Annotated in this window: 12 protein-coding genes; 9 read left to right on the forward strand and 3 right to left on the reverse strand. The window is 43.3% G+C overall.

Features of this window, described 5'->3' with window-relative positions:
* The first annotated feature begins 59 nt into the window (after window positions 1-59).
* Together pflB and pflA are read left to right on the forward strand one after the other, a co-directional pair.
* Window positions 60-2282 (forward strand): formate C-acetyltransferase, encoded by a 2223-nt coding sequence (gene pflB / locus WKU26_RS01415; RefSeq protein WP_340320627.1) that lies wholly within the window; start codon window positions 60-62, stop codon window positions 2280-2282.
* Window positions 2283-2410: 128 nt separating this feature from the next.
* Window positions 2411-3139: a pyruvate formate-lyase-activating protein gene (gene pflA / locus WKU26_RS01420; RefSeq protein WP_340320628.1), complete on the forward strand. Its 729-nt coding sequence runs from the start codon at window positions 2411-2413 to the stop codon at window positions 3137-3139.
* Between the two features lie 153 nt (window positions 3140-3292).
* Here pflA and WKU26_RS01425 read toward each other — a convergent pair whose 3' ends face one another.
* Genes WKU26_RS01425 through WKU26_RS01435 form a run of 3 tightly spaced genes read right to left on the reverse strand, consistent with a single transcriptional unit; the run spans window position 3293 to window position 6074 of the window.
* The gene (locus WKU26_RS01425; protein ID WP_340320629.1) at window positions 3293-4105 is read right to left on the reverse strand and encodes a hypothetical protein; all 813 of its coding nucleotides are present in this window, start codon (window positions 4103-4105) and stop codon (window positions 3293-3295) included.
* A gap of 17 nt (window positions 4106-4122) precedes the next feature.
* Window positions 4123-5322, reverse strand: a complete 1200-nt coding sequence (locus WKU26_RS01430) for a S41 family peptidase (RefSeq protein WP_340320630.1) — start codon at window positions 5320-5322, stop codon at window positions 4123-4125.
* 23 nt (window positions 5323-5345) lie between these two features.
* Window positions 5346-6074 (reverse strand): porin family protein, encoded by a 729-nt coding sequence (locus tag WKU26_RS01435; RefSeq protein ID WP_340320631.1) that lies wholly within the window; start codon window positions 6072-6074, stop codon window positions 5346-5348.
* Between the two features lie 560 nt (window positions 6075-6634).
* Between WKU26_RS01435 and trpB the strand changes: the two genes are divergently transcribed.
* The 7 genes from trpB to trpA are packed head-to-tail and all read left to right on the forward strand — an operon-like array spanning window position 6635 to window position 12999.
* Window positions 6635-7819 carry a tryptophan synthase subunit beta gene (gene trpB, locus WKU26_RS01440; RefSeq protein WP_340320632.1) on the forward strand — a complete coding sequence of 395 codons (1185 nt, stop codon included), beginning with the start codon at window positions 6635-6637 and terminating at the stop codon, window positions 7817-7819.
* Window positions 7820-7827: 8 nt separating this feature from the next.
* On the forward strand, window positions 7828-9228 hold the full coding sequence (locus WKU26_RS01445) for an anthranilate synthase component I family protein (protein WP_340320633.1): 1401 nt from the start codon (window positions 7828-7830) through the stop codon (window positions 9226-9228).
* 16 nt (window positions 9229-9244) lie between these two features.
* The gene (locus tag WKU26_RS01450; protein ID WP_340320634.1) at window positions 9245-9808 is read left to right on the forward strand and encodes an anthranilate synthase component II; all 564 of its coding nucleotides are present in this window, start codon (window positions 9245-9247) and stop codon (window positions 9806-9808) included.
* Window positions 9809-9820: 12 nt separating this feature from the next.
* Entirely contained in the window at window positions 9821-10816 is a 996-nt protein-coding gene (gene trpD, locus WKU26_RS01455) for an anthranilate phosphoribosyltransferase (RefSeq protein WP_340320635.1), read from the forward strand.
* Window positions 10817-10820: 4 nt separating this feature from the next.
* Window positions 10821-11609, forward strand: coding sequence for an indole-3-glycerol phosphate synthase TrpC (trpC, locus tag WKU26_RS01460; protein ID WP_340320636.1), 789 nt, complete (start codon window positions 10821-10823; stop codon window positions 11607-11609).
* Complete coding sequence (locus WKU26_RS01465) at window positions 11606-12223, forward strand: phosphoribosylanthranilate isomerase (protein WP_340320637.1); 618 nt, start codon at window positions 11606-11608, stop codon at window positions 12221-12223. Before trpC ends, WKU26_RS01465 begins: the two co-directional genes overlap by 4 nt.
* A complete protein-coding gene (gene trpA / locus WKU26_RS01470; protein WP_340320638.1) occupies window positions 12220-12999 on the forward strand; it encodes a tryptophan synthase subunit alpha in 780 nt (259 codons plus the stop codon). Before WKU26_RS01465 ends, trpA begins: the two co-directional genes overlap by 4 nt.
* Window positions 13000-13130: the final 131 nt, after the last annotated feature.

Consider the following 13130-nt stretch of genomic DNA (forward strand, 5'->3'; position numbering starts at 1 on the left):
ATTCGTATCTTTGCCACGGTTTTAAAAGTTGAACCATAAAACACATTAATTTATTTACTATGGCAATGAATTTTAAAGAAGGTCGTTGGAACCATGAAATCAATGTAACAGATTTCGTAAAGACAAACATCACCCCTTATGAAGGCGATGCCTCATTCTTGGTAGGTCCTACAGAACGTACAAAAGCAGTATGGAACAAATGTTTGGAAGCTTTGGCTGAAGAACGTGCTAACAACGGTGTACGCTCACTCGACCCATCGACAGTTTCAACCATTACATCATTCGCTGCCGGATATATTGATAAGGATAACGAGGTTATTGTCGGCTTGCAAACAGATGAAGTATTGCGCCGCGCTATCAAACCGTTCGGAGGTATTAAGGTTGTAGAAAAAGCATGTCGTGAAAACGGAGTGGAAGTAGATCCTAGAGTTAAAGATATCTTCACTCACTACCGCAAAACACATAATGATGGCGTTTTCGATGCATATACAGAAGAAATTCGTTCTTTCCGCTCTTTGGGATTCCTGACTGGTCTTCCAGACAATTATGCACGCGGACGTATCATCGGTGACTACCGCCGTCTGGCATTGTACGGTATCGATCGCCTGATCGAAGCAAAACAAGACGACTTGCGTCATTTGACTGGTCCTATGACAGACGAACGCATCCGTTTGCGTGAAGAAGTAGCAGAGCAAATCAAAGCTCTGAAAGAAATCAAGGTTATGGGTCAGCAGTATGGTCTTGATTTGAGCCGTCCTGCTTTGAACGCACAGGAAGCCGTTCAGTGGGTATATATGGCTTATCTGGCTGCTGTAAAAGAACAGGATGGTGCTGCCATGTCTTTGGGTAATGTATCATCATTCCTTGATATTTATATTGAATACGATTTGGCTCACGGAAACATCGATGAGGCACATGCACAGGAATTAATCGACCAGTTTGTTATCAAACTGCGTATGGTTCGCCATCTGCGTATGCAAGCTTACACTGATATTTTTGCCGGTGACCCGACATGGGTAACCGAAGCTATCGGCGGACGCTTCAACGATGGACGTACAAAAGTTACCAAGACTTCATTCCGTTTCTTGCAGACACTGTACAACCTCGGTCCTTCTCCAGAACCAAACTTGACAGTTCTGTGGAGCCCTGAATTGCCGGAAGGTTTCAAGAACTTCTGTGCACAGGTATCTATCGACACCTCTTCTATCCAGTACGAAAACGACGAGTTGATGCGTGAAGTGCGTAACTCTGATGACTACGGTATTGCTTGTTGTGTATCTTACCAGGATATAGGTCGCCACATCCAGTTCTTCGGTGCACGTTGTAACTTGGCTAAAGCGTTGTTGCTGGCTATCAACGGTGGACGTTGCGAAAACACCGGAACATTGATGGTAAAAGACATCCCTGTATTGAGCGGCGATGTATTGAACTTCGAAGAAGTATTGGCTAACTACAAGAAGGTCTTGAAAGAAATGGCTCGTGTATACAACGAAGCGATGAATATCATCCACTATATGCACGACAAATATTATTACGAAAAAGCTCAGATGGCATTTGTTGATACTCATCATGTTATCAACCTGGCATACGGTGTAGCAGGTATGTCTATCGCTGTAGACTCTCTGTCTGCTATCAAATATGCAAAAGTTACTGCAAAACGTAATGATATCGGCTTGACAGAAGGTTTCGAAATCGAAGGCGAATTCCCATGCTTCGGTAACGATGACGACCGCGTAGACCACTTGGCTGTAGATTTGATCTACTACTTCGACGAAGAATTGAAGAAATTACCTATCTACAAGAATGCAAAACCGACTCTTTCTATCCTGACTATTACTTCTAACGTAATGTATGGTAAGAAGACAGGTGCTACTCCAGACGGTCGTGCCAAAGGTGTAGCTTTTGCTCCAGGAGCAAATCCTATGCACGGACGCGACAAGAACGGAGCTGTAGCTTCTTTAAGTTCTGTAGCAAAATTGCGTTACCGCGATTCTCAGGACGGTATCAGTAATACATTCTCTATCGTTCCGAAATCATTGGGCGTAGATATGGAAAACCGTATCGAAAACCTGGTAACAATGATGGATGGTTATTTCGTGAAGGGTGCACACCACTTGAATGTAAACGTATTGAACCGCGAAATGCTGGAAGATGCAATGGAACATCCTGAAAAATATCCACAGCTTACTATCCGTGTATCTGGTTATGCAGTAAACTTTATCAAGTTGAGCCGCGAACACCAGCTGGAAGTAATTTCACGTAGCTTCCACGAACGCATGTAATAGAAAGTTGATTTTATAACTTACATAGAAATGTCATTTCGGGTAAGCCAGTATTCGACAGTAAAAAATGAACACTCTATACGGATACTATTGCCTGAAATGGCATTTTTATTTAGAAACCAATTCAGATGATTAGAGTACATTCTTATGAATCATTAGGCACATACGACGGTCCGGGCATTCGACTGGTAGTTTTCTTACAAGGATGTAATTTCCGTTGCCTGTATTGTGCCAACCCCGATACAATCGATGCCAAAGGAGAAAGCAAAGAAACGGCTCCAGAAGATATTCTGAAAATGGCCATCAGCCAAAAGCCATTCTTTGGCAAAAAAGGAGGAATTACCTTTAGCGGAGGAGAACCTACTTTCCAGGCTAAGGCTCTTGTCCCTTTGTTTCGCATGCTGAAAGAAGCCGGTATACACATTTGTGTAGATACCAACGGAAGTATTTGGAATGAAGATGTAAAAGAACTGCTCTCACTGGCCGATCTTGTACTATTGGATATCAAAGAGTTTAACGACACTCGCCATAAAATCCTGACCGAACGGAGCAATACACAGACATTAAAAACTGCTGCATGGTTGGAAGAGAACCAAAAGCCTTTCTGGTTACGTTATGTACTGGTACCAGGATACAGTTTCTTCCATGAAGATATAGAAGCCTTGGGAAATCATTTTAAAGATTATCAAAGCATACAGCGAATAGAGATTCTTCCATACCATACTTTAGGAGTACATAAGTATGAAGCGATGAATATGGAATATAAACTGAAAGATGTCAAACAAAATACTCCAGAACAGTTGGACGAAGCAAAAGCCCTGTTCGAAAAATATTTTAAAACAGTATACGTAAACTAATCCTTATATTAAACATCAGGATTAGTTTTCATAAAAGGCAGAAAAAAGTGTATCCAGTAACAGAGTTTCTCTGGCTGAATACACTTTTCTGCTTATCAGGAATTCAAGAAAAAACTGTCTCGAATTCTGTACTTTATAAAATACTTAAAATCCTCATCTTTCAGGCAAAGAATCATGCGTAAGCGTATCGCAAACCTGAGACACTGAATCTTTTTCCATTTGATAATATATGTGACTGCTATTATCTCCCAACAAGTTTCCTAAATCATCCAATTCAGCCTGATTAAGCCCAAGCACTTTTTTATTATAATCATTCAGTTCTTGAATTGTTCTCAACACATTGTGTCCCATTGAAACTTGTACCAAATTCCTATAGAAATAAAATACTTCCGGATTTCGTAAATAGTCTTTAACAAATTCTACTGAATTAAAACTTTTGTCATTTGCAACTGCATCAACAAATCTCTCTTTAGAAATCTCCAAAAAATTCTCATTGATTTCTGTTATCCATTGCTCACAAATATTTAAAGCGCTATAACAGTTACTGATACGCCCTATCACCTTCTCATTGTCCAGAAACTGCCAAACTTCAAAACTACTGGAAAAAATGTCCTCCGACTTTGTATCGTAAGCTTGAAATGTACGACACATAAGCGTAGCCATATAAAAATCCAATGTATCCTTATCTATTTTATCCAAGCTATCTGGCATATGAGATTGTAACATCCAATAAATAGAATCTTTTTCAGCAAAAAAATCAAATAATTCTGATAAATTATTCACCCGCACATCAATGTTATGAAGCGTAATTTTAGCTATTTTACGGGTCATTTCTTCCTGATTTTTCATTTGTTGCCAATAGGTAACCCCTATTGTCAGAACAATACCCATAACTGTTCCAAAAGTAGCACCCGAGGCATTTATCCACCACTCTGTTGAACTAAATTTCTTCCAAAAATTCCTCATTTTACCTCTCTCTTTCTTTATTTTGAATTTATATAATTAATCGCATATTCCAACTGATTGTCTATCTGCTCATTAATTAGCTTTTCCACATCAAGTGGCAATTCTATATCAGGCTTTATTCCCCTTCCTTCATACGATACTTTATTTATATCAACTAAGCTCGACATACATGTACTCACATTAAGTTTCTGGTTAGAAAACTGCCCCCCATAAGTATAATCAAAATCCGAATTTAAATTCCCATTACCTCCCCAAGTCTGTTCTCCAATAAAAACTCCATTTCCACCTGGCAAATTCATTACAGCAAGAGTTGTTATTTCAGCCATACTAATAGAATTCATATCGGCCAAAACTACCACAGGAATATTAAGTTCGCGCTTATAATCAAAAGGATACAGATATTCAGGAGTATATGGTGTAAAATCCAAGCGCCCTAAGCCGTTTTTCTTTCTCGTATAACAAAATTTTAAAGGTTCTTTAACAAACTTCCCAAGCACCCATTTCAAATCATTCAAATAACCACCATAATTTCCTCTCAAATCAATTATTACCCCTTTCAATTCAGAGTTATTATCAAGCATATCATAATAATATTCAAATATTTGATACACTAATTGATTTGATAAATCCTGTGAAAAGGAAAATTTGGAAAATCCCAAATATGCAATCTTATTATCTATCAAACAAGAAGAATAATACCGGACATTGTTCCCTTCTTCATCAGATAAAACAAATGGCAACGGTCCGCTCCATCGCCCTTCATTATGCATTTTTATTAATGCATACAATCTTTCTTTTAGAAGTAATTCATGATACCCCTCCCTTTTCTTCAAATTTTCAAGTGGAGGAAACAGGGGATAAACCCTATCCTTTTCGTTACCAGGAAGGCTAATTATAATCTGAAGATGCTGGTCTATCAGCGAAGCAGACATATCTTTTATCCACTCAACCGCTCTGTCATTCACTTTTATATCTTTAAAACCAAGTTTGGCTATTTCTTGAAATTTAGGTTTGTATTCATCATACACCTTATCCCAATCTGTAGAATCAATATCCCAAAATACATAGTGATAATTCATTCCGTTCCAATATGACTCAAACAGTTCATCCCAATTATGTACAACCTGATTATTAGGATTTTGCATTCTTGGCATTTCTTTTCTACATGATACAAAACCTAAAAATAACAACACTGCAAGTATTACTTTAAACTTCATATTTTTAAAATCTATATTATTTTTTACTTATTAAAAAGAAACATAAAACCGGCCTGAAAAGCAAAAGTATTATTATAGCGGGGAACCTGTTTTTTCATATAATTTTTCTGCATATCTGTCAGACTATAATAATAACGGCATTCTCCAAAAATCTTAATATTAGAAGATATAAAATAAGAAATACCAGCTCCAAGCATTGCTCCGGCTTCAAACCGATTGTCTCGTCTGGAGTCAAATTCCAGTTTTTCATCATAATAATAGATATGGTTTTCATCTTCTATGCCCAATACATAATCAGGAGTTTTATCAGTGAAATTACAGTATATAGCACCGTTCCTATAACTTGACAACCAAGCACCCCAATAAGCTCCTACATTCATAAATCCTCTTAAACGTGTTCCACCGAATGAAAAATTCGCATAAACAGGCATTGAGAAATAATTGTTTTGAACCTTTTCATGCAATATATCAAAATAACCCGAGCGACGTGCATCATAAGATTTCTGTACAAAAGCAGCCTCAGCGCCCAAAGAAAACCATTCAGTAAATGCATAGTTTACAGGAATACCGATAGTCAGACCACCTTGAGGATAATAGACTCTATCGTAAAAATAGCCAGATGAAGTGGTTAATGAGTTATGGGTATAACCGGCTTGCAAACCAACAGCCCATTGTGCCTTTACCGGAAGACACATTAACAATAATCCGCAAACAATGGAATATTGCAAACAATGGAATTTAATTGCTTTCATAATAGATTAAGTAGCTATTTGTATTAATTTAGTATTTTTTACAAAGATATAAAATTATACCAATCAAGTATATTGTTAAAATATTTTTCTTATAACAGAAAAACTTCAATACATAGTATCGAGGATATTCACATCAACAACATTATCCAAACTGTCATTTCTTTGGTTTCACAAGTACCCAACAGCAATATCTGCTGTTTTATATGGAGTATCTCAAAACACACAAAATATCTTCAACCATAAAACACTTTAATATACAACAAATTACATCTATACAATTAAAAATTATCTAAAAAAATTGCTTTTCCATTGCAAAAGATAAAAACTTTATCTCTATATTTGCCGAAAAGAAACAACAAGCAAATAAACAATTATGAATAATAAGATGACAAATACATTCTTCTGGTGGCGCTACTTACAACTCACAAGGTCGTAAGGGCATCAGTCGTGTGTATATACCATCTTCAGATATAGCAAAACGGGCTGTCGTACTTTACGGCAGCCCGTTTTGTTTTTATTCCCTTTTTCCTTTATCCGAAACAACAAAAAAACAGATGAATATGAAAACTTATCAAGTAGACAACGAAGGCTTTTATGGAGAATTTGGCGGTGCATACATTCCGGAAATACTGCACCGGTGTGTAACCGAACTAAAAGAATCTTACCAGCAAGTACTGGAAAGCGAAAGCTTCCGCCAAGAGTTTTCCTCCCTATTGCGCGATTACGTAGGACGACCTTCACCTTTATACCTGTCCAGACGATTATCCGAAAAATATGGCTGTAAAATCTATCTGAAACGTGAAGATCTCAATCATACAGGAGCCCATAAAATAAACAATGCCATCGGCCAGGTGTTATTAGCAAAAAGAATGGGTAAGAAACGCATCATTGCCGAAACCGGTGCCGGACAACATGGAGTAGCAACAGCTACAGTCTGCGCCTTGCTGGGTATGGAATGTGTAGTTTATATGGGCAAGACCGATGTAGAACGCCAACACGTCAATGTAGAACGTATGAAAATGCTGGGAGCCAAAGTACATCCGGTCACTTCCGGTAACATGACCTTGAAAGATGCAACCAACGAAGCCATACGAGACTGGTGCTGTCATCCGGCCGATACATATTACGTAATTGGTTCTACCGTCGGACCACATCCCTACCCCGACATGGTAGCACGTCTGCAATCTGTCATCAGCGAAGAAATCAAAAAACAGCTTATGGAGCACGAAGGACGTGACTATCCCGACTACCTGATGGCCTGTGTAGGTGGAGGAAGCAATGCAGCCGGCACTATTTATCACTATTTAGACGATGAACGGGTAAAGATTGTATTGGCCGAAGCCGGAGGAAAAGGTATAGACACTCCTTTCTCAGCCGCAACCATCCATCTAGGACGCTTAGGAATTATCCACGGTTCCAAAACATTGGTCATGCAAGACGAAGACGGACAGATTATGGAACCCTACTCCATTTCTGCCGGACTGGATTATCCGGGCATTGGTCCGATGCATGCCAATCTGGCTGCACAACGTCGCGCTACCGTACTGGCTGTAAACGATGACGAAGCCATACGTGCAGCCTACGAGCTGACTCGTCTCGAAGGAATTATTCCGGCGCTCGAATCGGCACATGTATTGGGAGCCCTCCCCAAAATGTCCTTCAAGCCAACCGACATCGTAGTGCTCACCGTATCAGGACGCGGCGATAAAGATTTAAATACTTACCTAAACTATAACCTACAGTAATCCGCTTTATGAAACAATATACTTACATTACCAACCATAAAAGTTTATTGGGCGATTTGCATACCCCTGTAAGCACTTACCTGAAAGTACGCGACCTGTTCCCACAGAGTGTGCTGATGGAAAGTTCCGATTATCACGGTGTAGAAAACAACCGCTCGTTCATCGGTCTGAATCCCATCGCCAGCATCCGCATCAATCATGGAATTGCCACCTTTGTCTTTCCCGACGGCCAACAAGAAGAACGGAACATCAGCGACGATTACCAGGTAGAACAAGCCATCCGTGAATTCATCTCCCATTTTCAGGTCGAAGGAGAATATGCCGGATATTGCGGCTTGTATGGCTACACCACATTCAATGCAGTACGCTATTTCGAAAAGATTCAGGTAAAAGACAGCACTGATGCCAAAAACGATGCACCGGAAATTCTTTATATCCTATACAAATACCTGATTGTATTCAACGACTATAAAAGCGAAATGGTCTTGATTGAGATGCTGGGAGAAGGAGAACCGGCACACCTCAGCGAAGTGGAAAAAGCCATCCACAACCGCAACTATACCACCTACGACTTCCGTGCCGTAGGTCCTGCTACCAGCACACTGACCGACGAAGAGCACAAGGCCAACATCCGGCAGGGCATTGCTCATTGCATGCAGGGAGATGTTTTCCAGATTGTATTATCACGCCGCTTTATCCAGCGATACGAAGGCGATGACTTCAAGCTCTACCGTGCATTACGCAGCATCAATCCGTCTCCATATCTTTTCTATTTCGACTTTGGCGGATTCCGCATTTTCGGTTCCTCTCCCGAAACGCACTGTAAGATAGAAGACGGAAAAGCAACCATAGACCCGATAGCTGGCACCACCCGGCGAAGCGGTGATAAAGAAACAGACAAGCAACTGACCAAGGCATTGCTGGCCGATCCAAAGGAAAATGCAGAACACGTCATGCTGGTAGATCTTGCCAGAAACGACCTCAGCCGCAACTGTCATAATGCACGGGTAGAATTCTATAAAGAACCGCAATACTACAGCCACGTCATCCATCTGGTAAGCAGAGTAAGTGGAGATATGGACGAAGACAGCAATCCCATCCGCACATTTATCGACACCTTCCCGGCTGGTACCCTGAGCGGTGCACCCAAGGTACGCGCCATGCAACTCATCAGCGAACTCGAGCCACACAGCCGGGGAGCTTATGGAGGATGCATCGGATTCATCGGACTGAACGGCACATTAAACCAAGCCATTACCATCCGTACATTTGTCAGCCGCAACAATGAACTCTGGTTCCAGGCCGGAGGCGGTATTGTGGCACAAAGCAACGAAGAAAACGAGTTACAGGAAGTAAACAACAAGCTGGGAGCTTTGAAAAAAGCCATCCAGCTGGCAGAACAACTTTAACCAATCACCGAACGATATGAAAATAGTAATTATAGACAACTACGATTCTTTTACCTACAATCTGAGCCACCTGGTCAAAGAGCTGGGTGCAGAAGTAACAGTATTGCGAAACGACTGCTTTGCATTGGAAGACCTTGAAGCCTTCGACAAGATTCTGCTTTCCCCCGGACCAGGCATTCCTGCCGAAGCCGGTCTGCTGCTGGATGTCATCCGTACATATGCCGGACGGAAGCCCATTCTGGGAGTCTGCTTAGGAGAACAGGCCATCGGCGAAGCATTCGGAGGAAAACTCACCAATCTGAACGAAGTCTTCCACGGCATCCAAAGCCCGGTAAAAGTTATAGCTTCAGACTATCTGTTCGAAGGCTTACCTCAGGAAATTCCCGTAGGACGATACCATTCGTGGGTAGTAGACCGCGAAGGATTTCCCGAATCTCTGGAAATCACAGCCATCAGTCAGGAAGGCTACATCATGGCACTACGCCACAAAAAACTGGATATCCACGGTATTCAGTTTCATCCCGAATCGGTACTCACCCCCGATGGAAAACAAATGATAAGCAACTGGATTCACCATTAATCGGACAGACGTATGAAAGAACTATTGAAACGCCTCTTCAACCACGAAGAGCTAAGCCGCGAAGAAGCCTGCCAGCTTTTGCAGGACATCACCGCCGGCCGCTACCACGAAATACAGATTGCCTCTCTGCTCACCGTCTTTCAGATGCGTGGCATTAAGGTAGAAGAACTGATAGGCTTCCGCAACGCCTTACTCAGCACCCGCATCCCAGTCGACCTCTCGGCATACCGTCCCATCGACATTGTAGGCACAGGAGGCGATGGTAAAAACACCTTTAATATTTCCACCTGCGCCTGCTTCATTGTAGCCGGAGCAGGATACCCAGTAGCCAAACATGGAAATTACGGAGCCACTTCCATCAGCGGAGCCAGCAACGTCATGGAGTGTTACGGCATCCGGTTCACCAACGAACAGGATAAACTCCTCCGCTCCATGGAAAAATGCGGCATGGTCTATATGCATGCCCCCCTTTTCAATCCCGCCATGAAGACCGTCGCCCCTGTGCGCAAGGCCATGGAAGTCAGAACCCTGTTCAATCTGTTAGGCCCACTGGTCAACCCCTGCTTGCCGGCTTACCAGCTGCTGGGAGTAGCAGACCTCACCCAGATGAGGCTTTACACCAACACCTTACAAAGACTAGGCGTTGGCTTCGCAGTAGTCAACAACCTCGACGGATACGATGAAATCTCGCTGACCGATGAGTTTAAAGTCATGACCAACCGGTATGAAACCATCTACAAACCATCCGAATTGGGATTTGACATCGTTCGCCAGGAAGAACTGTTCGGAGGAAACACCCCTCAGGAAGCCGCCCGCATCTTCGACAATGTATTGCACAACTGTGCCACTAAGGCACAAACCGAATGCGTACTGATTAACGCCTCCTTTGCCATACAGGCCATGGAACCACTAAAACCAATAGAAGAATGTGTAGCCATCGCCCGCGAGTCACTGCAAAGCGGAAAAGCATTACGCACCTTAAAGAAATTCATCGAACTAAACAGCTAAACGTATGAAAGAAGACATCTTACAGACCATTATCGCCCATAAGCGCCGCGAGATAGAAGCTCAGGAACAAGCCGTACCACTCTCCGCACTGGAAGCATTGCTGGATACTCCCATGCCCGGCATCAGCATGAAACAGGCACTAAGACAATCCCCCTTCGGCATTATCGCCGAGTTCAAACGACGCTCTCCTTCCAAAGACTGGATACACAGAAATGCCCAGACCGAAGTAATAGCCCCTGCCTATCAGCAGGCCGGTGCCTCTGCCCTCTCGGTCCTCACCGATGAACCGTTCTTTGGCGGTAGTCTGAAAGATCTTCAATCCTGCCGTTCACTCGTACAGCTCCCCCTGCTGCGCAAGGACTTCATCATCAGCCCCTATCAGCTTGTTCAGGCCAAGCTAAAAGGAGCCGATGCCGTGTTGCTGATTGCAGCCTGCCTCACCACCGGCCAGTGCAAAGAACTGGCCCATCTGGCCCATGAGTTACAGATGGAAGTCCTGCTCGAGATACACGAAGAAAGTGAGCTGGATCACCTCAATCCCCATATCGACATGGTAGGAGTAAACAACCGCCATCTGGGTACCTTCCACACAGACGTGAGCACTTCGTTTCAGTTGGCCAGGCTGTTACCCGAAGAACTTACCCGAGTATCAGAAAGCGGCCTTTCACAGCCCGAGACAGTAAAACAACTCCGCGAGGCCGGATTCCACGGTTTCCTCATGGGAGAAGCCTTTATGAAATCCCCCCGTCCGGGAGAAGCATTGTACAACTTCATTCAAGCATTACAAGTATGATAGTCAAAGTCTGTGGGATGCGCGACCCCGACAACATCCGCCAAACAGAAACAGCCGGAGCAGACTGGATAGGATTCATTTGCTACCACAAGTCCCCGCGCTACGTTTCCCATACTCCGGCCTACCTCCCTCAAAAGGCTAAACGCGTCGGAGTATTTGTCAACGCCCCTTTCGATGAACTCATCCGCCGGGCCAAAGAGCTGCAGTTAGATTACGTGCAGTTACACGGCAACGAATCACCCGCGCTTTGCCAGTCACTGCACAACGAAGGTTTGGGAATCATCAAAGTCTTCGCCGTTCATAGCCTGTCCGATTTAAAGCAGACCGAAGCCTATGAAAGCTGTTGCGATTACTACCTCTTCGACACCCCCTGTCCGCAGTATGGAGGTTCGGGAAAACAGTTCGACTGGAGTTTGTTGTCACACTATCAGGGAAGCATCCCTTTTCTACTGAGTGGCGGACTCCGACCGGACAGTCTGGCAGCCCTCTCCCACTTCCGGCACTCCCAATGGGCCGGTATCGATCTGAACAGCGGTTTCGAAATTCAACCCGCCATGAAAGATACCACACTACTACAAAACTTTATTTCACAATTTAAACAGAATATACCATGAACCGTATCCATCAATTATTCAGCAACAAGAAGCAAGACATTCTGTCTATTTATTTCTGTGCAGGAACTCCCCGCCTGGAACAGACTACTGAAGTAATCCGCACACTGGCACAAAAAGGTATCGACATGATAGAAATCGGCATCCCTTTCAGCGACCCGATGGCCGACGGCCCCGTCATACAGGCAGCAGCCACACAGGCCCTCCGCAACGGAATGACACTGAAAAAACTCTTCGCCCAGTTGGCCGACATACGCAGTGAAGTACAGATACCTCTCATTCTGATGGGCTACCTCAATCCCATCATGCAATATGGCTTCGAAGCCTTTTGTCAAAGCTGCCAGACCTGTGGTATCGATGGGATGATTATCCCCGACCTGCCGTTTAAAAACTACCTGAACACCTACAAGCCCATAGCCGACCGCTATCAGCTGAAAGTAATCATGCTTATTACACCGGAAACAGGCGAAGAACGCATCCGCCTGATTGATGAACATACCGACGGCTTTATCTACATGGTTTCCTCGGCAGCTACCACCGGAGCACAGCAAGACTTCGATGCACAGAAACAAGCCTATTTCCAATCCATAGAAGCAATGAACCTGAGAAATCCCCGCATGATTGGTTTTGGCATATCCAACCGTCAGACCTACCAGGCAGCAGCAGCCCATGCAGCCGGATGTATCATCGGAAGCAAGTTTGTCACCCTGCTGGAAGAAGAACAGGGAAATGCAGCAAAAGCAGCCGACCGCCTAATGGAATGCCTGCAACAAGACTGACACAGCCTACTGCACACCCATCCCAACCTATCCCCCTAAAGCAGTTGTAGCCCGCGAATCACTTCGCAGGCTACAACTAACTAATAACTAACTTTTTACTTTGTGGTTTACGTAATTTTATGACTAACACT

Origin of the sequence: Phocaeicola sp. HCN-40430 (genome assembly GCF_037890285.1) — a bacterium.
Lineage (GTDB): Bacteria > Bacteroidota > Bacteroidia > Bacteroidales > Bacteroidaceae > Phocaeicola > Phocaeicola acetigenes.

Excerpts from the sequence above, each read along its gene's own strand:
- WKU26_RS01425 (WP_340320629.1), bottom strand. The coding sequence starts at position 4,105 with ATGAGGAATTTTTGGAAGAAATTTAGTTCAACAGAGTGGTGGATAAAT.
- trpD (WP_340320635.1), top strand. The coding sequence starts at position 9,821 with ATGAAAGAACTATTGAAACGCCTCTTCAACCACGAAGAGCTAAGCCGC.
- pflA (WP_340320628.1), top strand. The coding sequence starts at position 2,411 with ATGATTAGAGTACATTCTTATGAATCATTAGGCACATACGACGGTCCG.
- pflB (WP_340320627.1), top strand. The coding sequence starts at position 60 with ATGGCAATGAATTTTAAAGAAGGTCGTTGGAACCATGAAATCAATGTA.
- trpC (WP_340320636.1), top strand. The coding sequence starts at position 10,821 with ATGAAAGAAGACATCTTACAGACCATTATCGCCCATAAGCGCCGCGAG.
- WKU26_RS01435 (WP_340320631.1), bottom strand. The coding sequence starts at position 6,074 with ATGAAAGCAATTAAATTCCATTGTTTGCAATATTCCATTGTTTGCGGA.
- WKU26_RS01430 (WP_340320630.1), bottom strand. The coding sequence starts at position 5,322 with ATGAAGTTTAAAGTAATACTTGCAGTGTTGTTATTTTTAGGTTTTGTA.
- trpA (WP_340320638.1), top strand. The coding sequence starts at position 12,220 with ATGAACCGTATCCATCAATTATTCAGCAACAAGAAGCAAGACATTCTG.
- WKU26_RS01465 (WP_340320637.1), top strand. The coding sequence starts at position 11,606 with ATGATAGTCAAAGTCTGTGGGATGCGCGACCCCGACAACATCCGCCAA.
- trpB (WP_340320632.1), top strand. The coding sequence starts at position 6,635 with ATGAAAACTTATCAAGTAGACAACGAAGGCTTTTATGGAGAATTTGGC.
- WKU26_RS01445 (WP_340320633.1), top strand. The coding sequence starts at position 7,828 with ATGAAACAATATACTTACATTACCAACCATAAAAGTTTATTGGGCGAT.
- WKU26_RS01450 (WP_340320634.1), top strand. The coding sequence starts at position 9,245 with ATGAAAATAGTAATTATAGACAACTACGATTCTTTTACCTACAATCTG.